This is a genomic window from Bradyrhizobium sp. 25ACV (genome assembly GCF_054863005.1).
The window spans coordinates 436,718-452,209 of record NZ_JAVAYO010000001.1; the positions used below are offsets into that span (position 1 = coordinate 436,718).

Below are 15,492 nucleotides of genomic sequence, written 5' to 3' on the forward strand. Positions count from 1 at the left end.
CGGATCGGGCCCGAAAAGGCGGCCCGGAGGCCGCCTTTTGTGGGCCAGTGGCCGAGCTTACTGGTTGTGGGTCTTCAGGACCTGGTCGCAGGCCTGCGAGATCTTGGCCCGGTTCTCCTTGAGGCAGGCCAGGATGGTGAAATCGCCCTGGTCGATGACCGGGCGGCAGAACTTCTGCACGTCGCGCGTGCAGGCCTTCTGCTCGGCGTCCGTGCCGCGCCCTTGCTGGGCAAACGCCGCCGTCGAAAGGGAGGCCGACAGCAGGGTGAGAGCGACGAGAAGCTTACGCATTGTATTCCTTCATTCTGACGGCAGAATCGCACCGGACCCGGACTGCACAGGGCGGACACCGGAACGGATTGTTCTGATGGCAAGTCGCCGCGGGAGGTGCGGCCTCAGAGAAGGCACAAGCACTGGCAAATGCGGCCAAATTGGCGCCACGCCCACCAAATCAGGTCTTCCCTGCGCCTTCATTGGCAGATGTAAGAGATTGATACTACGTCATAATTCGGAAGCACTGCGTTTTACTGCATACCTGTTGCAGAGCTGCATCTGTCCGCCCCGCCTTTCCCGCCGGAAACACGCAGAAACAGGGCAAATCGACCGGTCCAGGTCTGGCGAGAGACGTCGTGAACCGCCATCTCTGGCGGCCGGGCTTTGAACCTGACACTGGCTCGGAGCACTAAACTTTCGATGTGGCGAGACGTTATCACGCGTAAGCGGGCGTCGTTCCAAAACGGGATATTTGAGATGAAATTCTTTGGGCGATCTGGACTGGCAATCAAGGCGGCCGGCATCGGGGCGGCGCTGCTCTTCTCGGTTTCGGCAGGCCACGCTCAGTCGTCGGGCCCCTTTGCCGGTTTCGACGGCGCGTGGACCGGCACCGGCACGGTGTCGCTGTCCGACGGCTCCACCGAGCGCATTCGCTGCAAGGCTGACTACAAGGTCGCCGGCAGCGGCCTCAATTTGAAGCAGGCTCTGCACTGCGCGTCCGACAGCTACAAGTTCGACCTCACCAGCGACGTGACGAGCCAGGGCGAGCGCATCTCCGGGAATTGGAGCGAGTCCAGCCGCAATATCTTCGGCAATCTCCAGGGCACCGCCGGCGGCGGCCAGATCGACGTGTTCGTCGAGGCCAACGGCTTTGCCGCCAATCTGTCGCTGCGTACCAACGGCACCAAGCAGACGGTGCAGATCAGCTCCAAGGGCGAGATCCGCGGCGTCAACATCACCATGACGAAGAGCTGATTTCGTCCAGCTTGAATGGAATCATGGCCCCCGGTTCTCGCGAGCCGGGGGCTTTTTGCTGGCATGAACTCACCCGGAACGGACTTGCCGAGATGGACCCGATACGCAGACATCTGCTCAAGGCCGCCGGTCTCTTCGTCGCCACTCGCGCCTTCGCCAATGATCAGCAGGGAGCGAACATGCAGCCTTCGTCCGTGAAGCCGCGTCACGTGCTCTGCTTCCTCGGCAGGAACGACAGCCTGCTGCGACCACCGAAGGCGGTGGCCAAAACAATCGCCGATTTCGGCTTCGAGATCGACCGCACCTATTCGCAGGCCAAACCCGATGCGAACATGGCGCGATCGTTCGGCGTGTGCTGGGACCGCGTCTTTCCGAAGGCATGGTCCGCGGCGGACGAAGCGGCCGTGGCCAACCACAAGGCGGTGCTCTACGTGCTGAGCCCGCGGATGGATCAGGAGAAAACAGCTGCCGGTTCGGCCGCAGCGCTACAGATCGTGGACGAGATGTTCGACGCAGGCGCGGTTGCGGCAAAGGGCGAAAGCGCCGGCGTCGCACACGGCGTCGCGCGCTGGCGCAGCCTCGCCGATCAGGCGCGCAACGGCGCGAAGACGGACCAAGGCCTTCGCATGACGTCCGCCGTCGCCAAGGCCTGTCGCCTCGCCTTCGCCAAGCGCCCGCTCGCCGGCGATCGCTACTTTGAGAGCGTCGGCTATCACCTCGTCGGCCTGCCGGAGGTCTATGTTGCGAAATCGCGCGGCAACGAATGGTCCGCGGTGATGCTGATGGACGAGATCGCCGACGCCATGGCCGAGCGCGGCATCGATGCAACGCTGCGCGATCGCAAGCTCACGCTGTCGCACGAGCAGGACTACGCCGAGGACAACTTCAAGTTCAATCCGTACGGGATCGTCCGCGTCGAGGCCTGAGCGGGACAGCCGCGACGAGCAGCCCGAGCAGTCCGTAGGCACCTGCCAGGACCAGGATCAGGCCGCTGTCGCCGGCAGTGTCGACGGCAGCGCCGGTGAGCGGGCCGCCCAACATTCCGCCGATGCCGCTGGCGAGCGTGAAGGCCGCACTGCCCGCTAGCAAAGTCGGGCCACCGAAACGATCGCCCAGCTCTGCAAGCGCGACGGTGGTGACGCCGTATGCGCATGCACCCCAGACGAACAACAGTATGAACAGCATGAGCAGTCCCTGCTGGACGGCAATGGCGAGCAGGACGGCGCCGGCTGCGGTCGCGGCTGCAAGCCCCAAAAGCACGAGCCGCCGCGGATACCGGTCTGCAAGCCAACCGACCGGCACTTGCAGCAACACGTTGCCACCATTGAGCAAGGCAAGGCCGATGGCCATCGCCTGCTCGGAATATCCGTTCCTTATCCCGAAGGCCGGCAGAAAGGTCAGCGTGGCATGATCGAACAGGGCAAAAGTCGCGACCGCCGCGAGAAGCACGGGCGCGCGCGGAAGGAAGCTCGTGATCGGCGTGCGCTCCTTGACGGAGAAGCTGGGCAGCCGCGTCGCGAATATGGCCGTGATCAGCGCAGCCGCGAGCAGGGCCAATATGCCGACCGCGAATGGCCACCACCCCGAGGAGCCCGTAAGCGCAAGCGCGAAGGGCCCAAGCGAGAAACCGGCGGCCAGCACGGCCGCATAGAGTCCCATGACGCGGCCGCGATAGACCGGCACGGCGATCTCGTTCAACCACGCCTTGTTGACGATGTAGAAGCCGCCGATGGCGAGACCAAGCACGAACCGCGCCGGAAACCAGATCCATAGCGTGCGAAAGACCATCATCAGGGCGAGCGCGGCGGCCGCGATCAGGGCAAGCCCGACGGCAGCCTTGTAGGCACCCGTTCCCTGCACAAGACGCGGCACGCAAAGCGCGGAGCTCAAAAGCCCGATCGGCATCATCGCGGCATTGGTGCCGATCAAAAGGCCGCTGAATTGCTCTCTCTTGAGAACGAGAGCGAGCAGCGGCGACGACATGCCGACCGCGACCGCGAACACGCCCACCGTTGCGGTCACGAGGGCGACCTTCGCCCAATCCGGCGCGGACGCGGCAGGCCCGACCGTTCGAGCCAGATTGGCAGGAGCCCGATCCGGCGCCTCGGCGCTGTCGACGCCACCTCCAGACGCAGCCTCATGGGCCGGCTCAGCGCGCATGTCGCCCATCCTCAGAGTTGAGGTTGTCGCCGAAGTTTCTCAGCGCGCCATCGCTCGCACGCCTGCTTGTTGAAACGACAATATCAACTGGGGGCCGTTCACAGCTCTGGTTGAACAGGCGGGCACAGCAAAGGTTCGTTCAGCCGTGAAGAAAAGATGGGCGGTTCCGCGCGGACGCGGGAGGGCTCTCCCGGAATCGCGCGGACGCCGTGGTGTGGCGCGATGACGACTAGATCGCCGGCTTGTCGGTCCCTTGCAGCTTGGCGTGCAGATTGATCAGCCACATCGCCGTCGGCCGCAGGATGAAGAGGTCGGCGACCAGCGCCATCACCATCGAGAAGGCGCTGAGCCAGCCGAACAGCCGGAGCGACGGCAGGTCGGAGAACACGGTGACGACGAGGCCGCAGGCCAGCACCACCGTGGTCAGGATCAGCGCCGGGCCGACCAGCACCGTCGCCCGCTCCACCGCGAGCGCGGAGCCGACGCCTGGCTTGCTCTCCAGGCGGAGGCGGTTGAGGAAGTGGATGGTGGCGCTGAGGCCGAGCCCGAACGAGACCGTGAGCGCGACGACGCTGGCGAATTGCAGGCCCTCCCCCATCGCCCACAGCACCGTTCCCGACATCACCACCGGGAAGATGCCCGGCAGGATGCAGGCGAACATCACCACCCAGGAGCGGAAGGCGAGGCCGATGAAGATCGCGACCAGCGCGAATTCGACGGTGAGCCCGCGGTTCAGCTTCTCGATCATGCTGGCCGAGTTGCGCGCGGCGATCGCGGCAAGGCCCGTCACCGCGACCTCGTAGCCGGGATGCTTCTTGCGGACAGCGTCGAGCTCGGCATCGAGCTTGTCGACGATCGGCAGGAGCTGGCTGGAATCCTTGTCCGGCACGCGGCCGGCGACCACGACCGCGTCCTGCTCGGCGTCAATGAAGCGCCGCACCAGATGCTCGGGAATGACGCTGACATATTCCTTCAGCGTGGCGACGTCGGCGCTGCCGGCCTTTTCCGCAAGCCAGCGGCGCAGGGTCTCGACCGACCAGACATTGCCGACACCGGCCGCCTTCTCCACGGTCGCATGCACGTCCGCGATGGTCTGCAGCGTCTCCGGCGAATAGAGCGATTCACCCTTGGGGAACTGGATCAGCACATTGACCGGGTTGGCGCCGGTGAGCTTGGCATCGAGCCGGTTGCTGGCGGCGACGGCCTGACGCTTGTCCGGCACCTGGTCGGCAAGCCGGTAGCGCGGCTCCAGATTGGCGTAGATGACGCCGAGGCCGCCGACGAACAGCACCGCGATCAGGCTGAACAGGCCGGGCCGGCCCACCATGCGCACCGCGATCCAGTAGCAGAAATTGCGCAGCGCCTGGACGCCGGCATCCGCGCTCTGGAATTTGACCGCGAACGTCTTCTCGTTGCGCACGAGCAGCACGCCGAACACCGGCACCAGCGACAGCACCGCAACCAGCGCGATGATGGTGGCGGCGAGGCCCGCCTCGCCGAACTTGCGGATCAGGTCCGAGTTGGAGAACTGCAGCGCGATGAAGGAAATGCCGGCGGTGCCGTGCGTCAGCACGCAGGCCGGGCCCACCACCAGCACCGCGTTCTTGAACGCGGTGAACTTGTCCTGGCCCGCGATCAGCCGGTCGCGCGCGGCGAAGGTGAGCTGCATCGAGTCCGAGAAGCTGATGACCATGATGAGCGGCGTCATCACATTCAGGAACATGTTGAGATTGAAATTGGCCCAGCCGAGCGCGCCGAGCGCCAAGAGGATCGCGATCATCGGCGGGAACGCCGCGGCGACCATGAACGAGATCTTGCGGAAGAAGATGATGGCGATGATGCAGCCGGCGAGGATGCCGAGGATGTTGTAGGTCAGCCCGTCGCGCTCGACGGCGTTGCGGATCTCGAGCTGCATCACCGGCACGCCGGAGAGCTGCACGTTGAGACCGGTGTCGCTGAGATCCTCCTTCATCAGCGCGCGGATGTCGCCGACGGTCTTGGTCAGCTTGCTGGACGCCACCACCTCCGGATCGAGCGACAGCACGACGAGCGCCAGCGTACCGTCTTCCGACAACAGCTTGCCGCGGATGATCTCGTTGTTTTTGACGGTCTCGATGAACTTGTCGTAGTCGGCGCCTTCGGGCAGTTCGGCCGGGAACAGCGCCGCCGGCAGCTTGCCCGGCGCCGGCGCCTGGCGTGCCGAGAACAGCGAGACCAGACCGCGCGTGCCTTCGACCAGTTGCAGGTCGGTGATGAAGTCGCGCAGCTTCTCCAGATTGTTCCGGGCCAGCAGGTTCTTGCCCTCGACCACGACGAGGACGTCGAATTCCTCGGCCGGGAACTTCTTGGTCACCTCTTCATATTGGTGGAATTCGCGACTGTCAGAGCGAAACAGCTGCGATAGCGAATCGTCGATCTTGATCCGGTGGATGCCGAACACGGCTCCGACGATCAGGACGAGCAGGACGATGCAGGAGACGATCGGCGCCCGGACGGCGATCAGCCCGATGCGCTCCAGCCCGAAGGCGATCGAGGACGTAGGTCCCTGCTCGACCTTGTCGACATGAACCTCATTCTCGCTGTGCTTTTCGAGCATGCCTTATCCAGTTCCTAAATCGGCTCGGTCTGAGAGCTTATTGCGCCCCGCGAACGGCTTGAAAACGCCATACAAATGGGAGGCTTGCCCTTTGAAAATGCGCGGAAAATCGCCGCGAGGGGGTTTAGCAGGTGAACCGGTCTTTTCGCAAGCAGGCCAAGTGTGGCCAAATCGATCAAGAAGTGGCGATCAGGGCCCGGAGATGCCCGTCATTCGGGCAACGCCGTGCCAATTCGACGCGGCGCGCGGTCCGCGCTCTCGTCCTTCAGCGCCACGCCGCTGACCTGCCGGGCCAGCCCCTCGCGAACCAGCCAGGCGATCTTGAAGGCGGCCTCGTCGTAGCTCAACCCAGCGTAGTGGATGTTGGACACGCAATTTCGCTCCGCGTCGGTGCGGCCGGGCTTCGGCGCAAAGGTCAGGTAGGCACCGAGGCTGTCGGGTGCGGACAGGCCCGGCCGCTCGCCGATCAGCATCAGGGCCATGCGCGCGCCGAGAATGGCGCCGATCTCGTCGCCAAGCGCAACGCGCGCGCCTGAGGCGACGACGACATGGTCGATCGCGACATCATCCCCTTCCGCCAGCAGCGGCAGCAGGCGCCTCGCCAGGGCCACCGCATGGGCGTTGACCGCCGCCGCGGACAGGCCGTCGCCGATCACGAGCGCAAGCCGGCACGGCGCCGAGGCCGCCCGCGCCAGGACCTCGGCCGAGCCGGAGTCGAGCCGACGTCCCAGATCCGGCCGCCGCAGATAGTCCCTGCGGTCGACCGCCTGGCTCCTCACCTCGGTGACGGCAAGCCCCAGCGCGCCGAGATCGGCGACCAGACGCGCTGCATCGAAGGCGGCATGCACGGCATCGCGGGCGCGGGCATGATCGAGCGTAAAATCGAGCAGCGCCTTGGTCGGCACGCTCGCGCCGCTGCGCCCGAGCGCCACGCGCGCGGGCGTGAACGCCCGCAGATCGAGGGTCGGACGGCGCGGCAGGGCCGGATCAGACATGTCGCATCATTCGGCGGGAACGGCGGCCTCTCGCAGCCGGATCGAATAGTTCGAGGCGTTCTGCCTGCCGCTGGAGGCCGCGCGCGCAAAGGTGATGAGGTGGTGCGCGATCAGGGTGCATCCGATCAGGCCTTCGATATCGCCGCGCTTGAGGCGCCCCAGCGCGAACTTCCAGAACACGCGCTTGTAGTCGCCGAGCACGCCGACCTTCCAGAAGATGTTGCGCAGCATGACGAGGCCACGCCTGATGTTGGCCCAGGTCTTCATCTCATCCGGGGTCGGCACCTTGAGGCGGTGAACATAAACGTGGTCGCATTGATACTGGAAGCGCGCGTAGACCTTCTCGGGCGCATACGCGACCGCCATGGCGTGCTTCCAGGACGCGACGACGTCATCATAGGGCAGCAGGAAGTCGACGTTGGAATCGCGACCGTCGTCCTCGACCAGGCGCCCCTCGCGCTCCAGCCGGTCCCACAGCGGCGTCTTCGGCAGCGCCTGAAGCAGGTTGATCGTCAGCAGCGGAATCCGGGACTCCTCGACGAAGCCGAGCAGCGCCTCGGACGTATTCGGCTTGTCGGTGTCGAGCCCCATGATGATGCCGGAGACGACCTCCATGCCGTAGGAGTTGATGGTGCGCACGCCCTCCAGGATCGGGACCATCATGTTGTGGTCCTTCTGCATCGCCTTCAGCGCGTCGGGATCGGGCGTCTCGATTCCGCAGAAGATGGTGATGAAATAGGCCTCGCGCATCTTCTCGAGGATCTCGGGCCGCTTGGCGATGTTGAGCGTCGCCTCGCAGGCGAGCCGCACCACGTAGCCGGTCCGCTTCTGCCATTCGATCAGATGCGGCAGCAGGTCCATCGCCGCCTTGCGGTTGCCGATGAAATTGTCGTCGACGAAATAGACCGTGTCGGTCATGCCGCATTCGCGCAGGCGGTCGAGCTCGGCGATGATCTGCTCCGGCGACTTGAGTCGCGGGTTGCGGCCGTAGAGGCCGGGGATATCGCAGAACTCGCACTGATAGGGACAGCCGCTGGAATATTGGATGCTGCCGAGGAAGTATTTCTTCACGTCGGCAAGCTCATAGGCCGGGATCGGAAACTCCGTCATCGGCACGCGGTCTTTGGTGGTCAGCACCACCTGGGCCTCGGGACGCGAGGTGTCGCGCGACAGGATCTCGATCAGCCGGTTGGTGGCGTCGCCGAGCTCGCCGACATGGAGATAGTCGAAAGACGGATAATAGTCGGGACAGGCACTGACGGAGGGACCGCCGAGCGCGACCGGCAGATTGAATTCATGAGCGCGGCGGCAGATGTCGTTCATCTGCTGGCGCTGGATGTGCATGCCGCTGACGAAGACCGCCTCGGCCCACTCGAACTCTTCCCTGGTCGCCCGACGCAGGTTCTCGTCGACGAATTCGACCTGCCACTCCCGAGGCAGATAGGCCGCGAGCAGCAGCAGCCCCTGCGGCGGCATGAAGGCACGGACACCATCGGTCAGGGGATAGGAATGCTCGAACGTCCCGAACGATGAGGTGTAGCGCGGAAACACGCAGAGAATCCGCCGGGACGTTCCGTTACTTTCAGCTCGCATCAAAGCTCCCCCGCCACGCTCGATCTGGTTGCGGAAATAGCCAGCCAGACACATAGCGTAATGCCGTCGCCGGAATTTCTCAATATTGTGGCACAACCATAATTCGGAGAGGGACCAATGGTTTCCTGAAGGCCTTAGGGCGCTTCCAGCCTCAGGCGATCAGCCGCGAGGCAAAATCGGGCAGCAGGCCTGCATCGCCGGCAAGACGGAAATCGGCGCCCGTAATACCTGCCTGCACCAGCCAGTCGTCGAATTCCGGCGCGCGGCGCAGACCGAAGACGTCCCGGACATAGAGCGCGTCGTGAAAAGACGTCGACTGGTAGTTCAACATGACGTCGTCGGCGCCGGGGACACCCATGATGAAGGTGACGCCGGCGGCGGCGAGCAGCGTCAGCAGATTGTCCATGTCGTCCTGGTCCGCCTCGGCGTGGTTGGTGTAGCAGATGTCGATCCCGAGCGGCAGGCCGAGCAATTTGCCGCAGAAATGATCCTCCAGCCCGGCGCGGATGATTTCCTTGCCGTCATAGAGATATTCCGGGCCGATGAAGCCGACCACGCTGTTGACCAGCAGCGGGGCAAAGGCGCGGGCGACCGCATAGGCGCGCGCCTCGCAGGTCTGCTGGTCGACGCCGTGATGGGCGCCCGCCGACAGCGCCGAGCCCTGGCCGGTCTCGAAATACATCACGTTCTGTCCAACCGTGCCGCGCCCCTGCGACAACCCGGCCTGCTGCGCTTCCTTCAGAAGCGCAAGGTCGATGCCGAAACTGCGATTGGCGGCCTCGGTGCCGGCGACCGACTGGAAGACGAGGTCGACCGGCACGCCCTGCCCGATCAGCGCCAGCGTCGTCGTGACATGGGTCAGCACGCAAGCCTGCGTCGGGATCTTCAGCCGCGTGATGATCTCGTCGAGCAGTCGCAGCAATTGCGCGATGACGGCCGGATCGTCGCTTGCAGGATTAATGCCGATGCAGGCATCGCCGGCCCCTAGCAGGATGCCGTCGAGGATCGAAGCGGTGATGCCCCTGGCATCGTCGAACGGATGGTTGGGCTGCAGCCGCGTGCTCATCCGCCCCTTCAGGCCGATGGTGTTGCGGAAGGCGGTGGTGACCTCGCATTTCCGCGCCGCCAGGATCAGATCCTGGTTGCGCATCAACTTCGACACCGCCGCTGCCATCTCCGGCGTGATGCCGCCTGCCAGCTTGCGCAGGACCTCCGGCGTCGCCGCATCCGACAGCAGCCAGTCGCGGAAGCCGCCGACCGTCAGGGACGCCACCGGCGCGAAGGCCTTCGCGTCATGGCTGTCGATGACGAGGCGGGTGACCTCGTCGGCCTCGTAGGGGATCACGGCTTCCTGCAGGAATTGGCCGAGCGGAACGTCTGCGAGCGCCATCCGCGCCGCGATCATCTGCTCGGCAGTGTCGGCGGCGATCCCGGCCAGCCGGTCGCCGGAGCGCGGCGGCGTCGCCCTGGCAAGGAGATCGCGCAGGTCCGGGAAGGTGTGGGTCGTGGCGTCGATGGTATGGCGGTAGACCAAGGGTCTCTCCGGGGTGCGTCGGCCGGTGGCCGACCTAAGACTATCCTGAAATTCTACCTTCGGATCAAGACGCTGAAATAACTTGCCTTTCCTACGACCAAGGACGGAGGCAGCCAACGGCCGTGTTAACGCCGCATCCATCTTCGTTCTGCATAGTTTTGCATCAAATTCAAACCACCCCGCTCACCGGCCGCTTCAGGCCATTCCGGGCCCCTGAACACCATGACATCAGACCGATCTGGGAATGCCGCCAAGCTGGCCGGCCGTTTCACGCTTGCCACCAAGCTTTATGCGATCTTCGCGCTGTTCGCGCTGCTGACGGCCGCGATCGCGATGCTGTCCGACTACAACAGCCGCCGCGGCGCCGACCTGACCAGCGCGATCGAGACGGCGAACGCCGCCGCGCTGAACGTCGAGCGCGTCAACTCGCTGGTCTATGCGGTCGTGATGGAATCGCGCGGCGTCTACATGTCGACCGAGCCCGCCGTGGTGAAGAAATACGGCGAGGGCCTGCTCAAGTTCAACGCCCAGATCCTCGATGTCGTGAAGCGTTGGGAGACCATCGTCAAAGCCGACGATGCCGAGCAGTTCGCCACCTTCAAGAAGCGCATCGAGCAGTTCGTCGAGTTCCGCAAGGAGCTGGTGCGCCGCGGCGTCGAGATCAATGCGGCCGCGGGCCGCGAATGGGGCGACAACGATGCCAACCGCACCGTGCGCTCGGCGCTGAATAAGGACCTCGAGGCGCTGTCCAAGGTCTATGCCGAGCGCGCCAGACAGATCGCGCGTGAGACGGAGACCAATCGCACCCTCTCCTTCGTCCTGACCTGCCTCGGCGGCGTGGCGCTGGCCCTGGTCGTGATCGGCATCGTCATCATCGCCCGCTCGGTCGCCCGGCCGCTCGCCGCGATCACCGCGACCATCAAGCAGGTCGCCGACGGCGCGGAGAACGTCGTGGTGCCGCACTCCGACCGCGCCGACGAGATCGGCGCACTGGCGCGCGCGATCCAGGTGTTCCAGGACGCCATGGGCCGCAACCGCAACCTCGCCTCGCAGGTCTCACAGGGCTCGGCGGCGCGCGAGGAACGCGCGCGCCACATCGAGCAATCCGTCGAGGAGTTTCGCGGGGCGATCGGCGCGATCATGCGCGGCCTCAGCGACAACGCCTCGGTCATGCGTGAGACCGCGCAGACCATCACGCGCGTCACCGCGGACGCGAACAGCCGCGCCGGCACGGCGGCGAACGCCACCGAGCAGGCCTCGCACAACGTCACGGCGGTGGCGGGCGCGGCCGAGGAGCTGTCGGCCTCGGTCGTCGAGATCGGCCGCCAGGTGCGGCAGAGCGCCGGCGCGGTCGAGCAGACCGGCCAGCGCACCGAGAAGTCGATCTCCGAGATCGAGAGCCTCGCCGCGGCGACGCAACGCATCGACGGCGTGCTCAATCTGATCCAGGCCATCGCCGAGCAGACCAATCTGCTGGCGCTGAACGCGACCATCGAGGCCGCGCGCGCCGGCGACGCCGGCCGCGGCTTTGCCGTGGTCGCTCATGAAGTGAAGGCGCTCGCGGGCCAGACCGCCAAGGCCACCGCTGAGATCAGCGAGAACGTCTCGATGATCCAGGCTTCGACACGCAACGCGGTCGAGGCCGTGCGCGAGATCGGCGGCGCGGTGCGCGAGATCAACGAGGTCACCTCGGCGATCGCCGGCGCCATCGGCCAGCAGGACGCCGCCACGCGCGAGATCTCGTCCAACGCGCAAAGCGCGGCGCAGGGCAACGAGACGCTGGTCGCCAACATCACCTCGCTGCGCGACGCCATCGGCGAGACCGATACCGCCGCATCCTCGGTGTTGACGGCGGCGGGCAGCCTGACCGAGACGGCAGAGACGCTGTCGCGGGAGGTGGAGAAGTTCTTCCAGAACCTGCGCGCGGGGTCGGCGGACGGCCGCATCGCCAAGGCGGAGTAACGGCGCGTCCACCGCTGCAGGGCCTTCGGTGGGGTCGCTCCGACAAAAAACTGAAAAAAAACCCCATGCACAGTAGCCGGGGACAGCTAAATCAATGGCTTAGCTGCCGGCGCGAAATCATTCTGATTTTACGAAATAAATTTGACTCGTCGGGCAAGACACCGGCATGATGTCATCATGGCGATGGCGGTCTGCTTGGGATCCTAGTCGCCCACCCGGGGCGCGTCCCGTTCGCCGCGCCCTCAGGCGCGCCGGACGTAACCATTGAAGCTGAGGAAAGCACCTATGGCGCCAGTTATCAGCGCTACCACGACGGTAGCGGCCCGGCCACTGTAGACGGCCGAACCGATCGCCACCGCGACCTGCGGCAAGACGATACGCATGATGCCGCCGAAGGTCATCAGCCAGCCCATTACTGTGATGATCGAGCGCCAGTCCGCCTGCCATCTATTGTGCAGATTGATGATCGCGAGGCCCGCAAGCAACGACAGCAAGCCGGACAAATAGAACAGGATGCCCGTGTGGAGCGCCTCCACGATCATGCTTTGGTACATGCCGAGGTTGATCAGTATGCCGAGCGCGATTGCGACAAATGTTGGCCCCATCAGCCTGGCGAGAAATAGCGAGCGGTCCATTGTGCGTCTCCGCCGCGCGAGCTGCCCGACCAAGGGACAATTCGGTCATCGGGCAGGCGCGCTATGCGGCAACTCATTGTTGCCGAGGACCGGCTGGCCTGGTGCTCGGTCCAGTGGCGGATGCGGCCTTGCGAGGCCCATCGTACCGGGCGGCGTCTCGTTGCTCGCCGTCCTCGTGTCGACCCGATCAAGCGTCGTGACGAACGCCGCGAGTATTGCGACGATCACCGCAGCAGCGAAAAGGACGACTGAGGTGCGGTGGCTATTCCACTCGTTACTCATGAGGGGCCTCCACAACCAACAGAAACGTAATACGACTGGGATGGTTCCCAGCGCCGCTACCGCCGGGTGCCGCCATTATCCCCGTCCGCCCTGCCCTTGTGAGCGGACATGGACAGCCATGCTGAACTTGTCTCGCTTCGCCACGCCGAGCGTTCGCGACAGCTCACAGCATTTAACAACGCCTAACGAGCCATTGGCGAGCTTCCAGGCCATATTGCAGGGACAGACGAAGGACTATCCTGCCCCGCAGGCACCGATCGCCTGAAGCCAGGAGGCCATCCCATGCTGGTATCATCCAATTCGTCATCCGATTCCGGGATCATCATTGACAGAGATCGGCGCGCGCTTCTGAGCACCGCCGTGCTTGGAATTGCAGCAGCGATTTCCGCGAGCGTGTTCCCGGCGCACGAAGCGTCGGCGGCCGGCGAGAGCGCAATTCGCCCCTTCCGGATCGATGTCCCCGAGGCCGATCTCGTTGAGCTTCGACGTCGTGTGCTGGCGACACGATGGCCTGACCGCGAGACGGTTTCCGATCAGTCCCAGGGCATCCCGCTGGCGAAGCTTCAGACGCTCGTGCGCTATTGGGGCACGGGCTACGACTGGCGGAAGATCGAAGCAAAGATGAACGCGCTTCCCCAATTCGTCACGACGATCGACGGGATCGACATTCATTTCATTCATGTCCGCTCCAGACATCCCAATGCGCTCCCTGTCGTGATCACCCACGGCTGGCCGGGATCGGTGTTCGAGCAGCTCAAGGTGATCGATCCGCTCACGGATCCAACGGCCCATGGCGGGCGGCCTGAAGACGCGTTCGACGTGGTGATCCCCTCGATGCCTGGCTACGGATTCTCAGGCAAGCCGCTCGATACCGGCTGGGGTCCTGAGCACACCGCGCGCATCTGGGCAGAACTCATGAAGCGACTGGGTTACACCCATTACGTCGCCCAGGGCGGCGACTGGGGTTCGCCGGTCTCCAGCGCGATGGCGCGGCTGGCGCCGGCAGGCCTGCTCGGCATTCACATCAACTTGCCGGCGATCGTGCCGCCCGAGATCGCCGCGATCCTCGCCGCCGGCGGGTCTGCCCCGGCGGGACTGTCCGAGAAGGAACGCACGGCGTTTGACGCATTCAGCGCGGCGGCCAGGATGGGCAACCGGTCGTATGCGGTGCTGATGGGAACAAGGCCGCAGACGGTCGGCTATGGCTTGACGGATTCTCCCGCGGGACTGGCGGCCTGGATGCTCGGTCATCCAGGCTTCTCGCATTGGAATTACGATGGCACCGACCCCGAGAAGCCCCGCGACGAGGTGCTGGACGACATCACGCTCTACTGGCTGACAAACAGCGCGGTTTCATCGGCGCGACTTTACTGGGAATACAGCGGGCGCAGTCCCGCTCTCGCCGCCCCCGAGAAGACCGCGGAGATCTCGCTCCCGGTGGCCATCACCGTCTTTCCCGGCGAGAGCTATCAAGCGCCGGAGACGTGGGCTCGGCGCGCCTATCGCAACCTCACCTACTTCCATGAGGTCGACAAAGGCGGTCATTTTGCGGCCTGGGAGCAGCCCGAGCTTTTTTCCGCGGAGCTACGCGCCGCGTTCAAACCGCTTCGGCCCGCAATCTGACGCACTCGGCGGCTCGACATGTCGATCAACGCATGACGAAGCCGCCGTCCACCGAGATGGACTGGCCGGTGACATAGCTCGCAGCATCGCTGCAAAGCCACAGAACTGCATTTGCGATCTCCTCGGGACGCCCGACACGCCCCACCGGAATGCTTTTTTCCATGGCCTTGAGCGCATCGCCTTGCCCGTCGGCCACCATCTGGTCCACCATCGGCGTCCATATCAATCCCGGGCAAATGGCATTGACGCGGATACCACGCGTTCCATATTCGAGCGCCGCGCTCTTGGTGAACCCAAGGATGCCATGCTTGGCGGCGTGATAGATCCCGCGTTCCGCACCTCCGACGAGACCGCCGAGAGACGAGCAATTGACGATGGCGCCGCTGCCCTGCTTGCGCATCTGCTGCAATTCGAACTTCATGCAGCTCCATACGCCCCGCAGATTGACTCCCATGACACGGTCATAGTCCTCGCGAGTGGTGTCGGCCGTCTCCGCGAGCACATTCTGGACGCCGGCGTTGTTGTAGGCGACATCGAGCCGACCGAAAGTCTCGACCGTCCTTGAGACCATGGCTTCAACCTCGGCATCATCGGCCACATTGCAACGGATGCCGATCGCCTTGTGACCTCGAGCATTGAGTTCGTCGGCGGCAGCGCGCGCAGCATTCTCGTTCCAGTCGGCTAGCGCGACAGACGCCCCCGATTCCGCGAAAGCCCTTGCGGCCGCGAGGCCGAGACCGGACGCTGCGCCGGTCACCAAGGCGACCTTGCCTTCGAATGAGATGTTCACGTCACGATCTCCTTTATCGATAGGTTCGTCGGGCTGCCGAGGGGAGCTGCCAAGCCGCCCCGATAGACAGCACC

General features: G+C 64.7%; 12 protein-coding genes. 4 read left to right on the forward strand and 8 right to left on the reverse strand.

What is annotated here, in order from left to right; all coding sequences use genetic code 11:
• Positions 1–57 precede the first annotated feature (57 nt).
• A complete protein-coding gene (locus RAD04_RS01905; RefSeq protein ID WP_461622400.1) occupies positions 58–291 on the reverse strand; it encodes a hypothetical protein in 234 nt (77 codons plus the stop codon).
• Positions 292–750: 459 nt separating this feature from the next.
• Between RAD04_RS01905 and RAD04_RS01910 the strand changes: the two genes are divergently transcribed.
• Entirely contained in the window at positions 751–1,248 is a 498-nt protein-coding gene (locus RAD04_RS01910; RefSeq protein ID WP_091953368.1) for a hypothetical protein, read from the forward strand.
• Positions 1,249–1,340: 92 nt separating this feature from the next.
• Positions 1,341–2,174, forward strand: coding sequence for a hypothetical protein (locus RAD04_RS01915; protein ID WP_461622401.1), 834 nt, complete (start codon positions 1,341–1,343; stop codon positions 2,172–2,174).
• Here the strand turns inward: RAD04_RS01915 and RAD04_RS01920 are convergent.
• The 5 genes from RAD04_RS01920 to RAD04_RS01940 all read right to left on the reverse strand — a co-directional run bounded on the left by RAD04_RS01920 (position 2,140) and on the right by RAD04_RS01940 (position 10,126).
• On the reverse strand, positions 2,140–3,408 hold the full coding sequence (locus tag RAD04_RS01920) for an MFS transporter (protein ID WP_461622402.1): 1,269 nt from the start codon (positions 3,406–3,408) through the stop codon (positions 2,140–2,142). The two genes, RAD04_RS01915 and RAD04_RS01920, sit on opposite strands and share 35 nt — an antisense overlap.
• A gap of 229 nt (positions 3,409–3,637) precedes the next feature.
• Entirely contained in the window at positions 3,638–6,004 is a 2,367-nt protein-coding gene (locus tag RAD04_RS01925; RefSeq protein WP_018315688.1) for an efflux RND transporter permease subunit, read from the reverse strand.
• 209 nt (positions 6,005–6,213) lie between these two features.
• Positions 6,214–6,999, reverse strand: a complete 786-nt coding sequence (gene eutC / locus RAD04_RS01930; protein ID WP_461622403.1) for an ethanolamine ammonia-lyase subunit EutC — start codon at positions 6,997–6,999, stop codon at positions 6,214–6,216.
• A gap of 6 nt (positions 7,000–7,005) precedes the next feature.
• The gene (locus tag RAD04_RS01935; protein ID WP_461622404.1) at positions 7,006–8,592 is read right to left on the reverse strand and encodes a B12-binding domain-containing radical SAM protein; all 1,587 of its coding nucleotides are present in this window, start codon (positions 8,590–8,592) and stop codon (positions 7,006–7,008) included.
• A gap of 151 nt (positions 8,593–8,743) precedes the next feature.
• On the reverse strand, positions 8,744–10,126 hold the full coding sequence (locus tag RAD04_RS01940; protein ID WP_461622405.1) for an ethanolamine ammonia-lyase subunit EutB: 1,383 nt from the start codon (positions 10,124–10,126) through the stop codon (positions 8,744–8,746).
• A gap of 222 nt (positions 10,127–10,348) precedes the next feature.
• Here RAD04_RS01940 and RAD04_RS01945 point away from each other — a divergent pair, with 222 nt between their 5' ends.
• Entirely contained in the window at positions 10,349–12,088 is a 1,740-nt protein-coding gene (locus tag RAD04_RS01945; protein WP_461622406.1) for a methyl-accepting chemotaxis protein, read from the forward strand.
• A gap of 242 nt (positions 12,089–12,330) precedes the next feature.
• Here RAD04_RS01945 and RAD04_RS01950 read toward each other — a convergent pair whose 3' ends face one another.
• Entirely contained in the window at positions 12,331–12,723 is a 393-nt protein-coding gene (locus tag RAD04_RS01950) for a hypothetical protein (protein WP_461622407.1), read from the reverse strand.
• 564 nt (positions 12,724–13,287) lie between these two features.
• On the opposite strand from RAD04_RS01950, the gene RAD04_RS01955 reads away from it, so the two are divergent.
• Positions 13,288–14,628, forward strand: coding sequence for an epoxide hydrolase family protein (locus RAD04_RS01955; protein WP_461622408.1), 1,341 nt, complete (start codon positions 13,288–13,290; stop codon positions 14,626–14,628).
• Between the two features lie 25 nt (positions 14,629–14,653).
• On the opposite strand, the gene RAD04_RS01960 is transcribed toward RAD04_RS01955, so the two are convergent.
• Complete coding sequence (locus RAD04_RS01960; RefSeq protein ID WP_461622409.1) at positions 14,654–15,418, reverse strand: SDR family NAD(P)-dependent oxidoreductase; 765 nt, start codon at positions 15,416–15,418, stop codon at positions 14,654–14,656.
• Positions 15,419–15,492 lie beyond the last annotated feature (74 nt).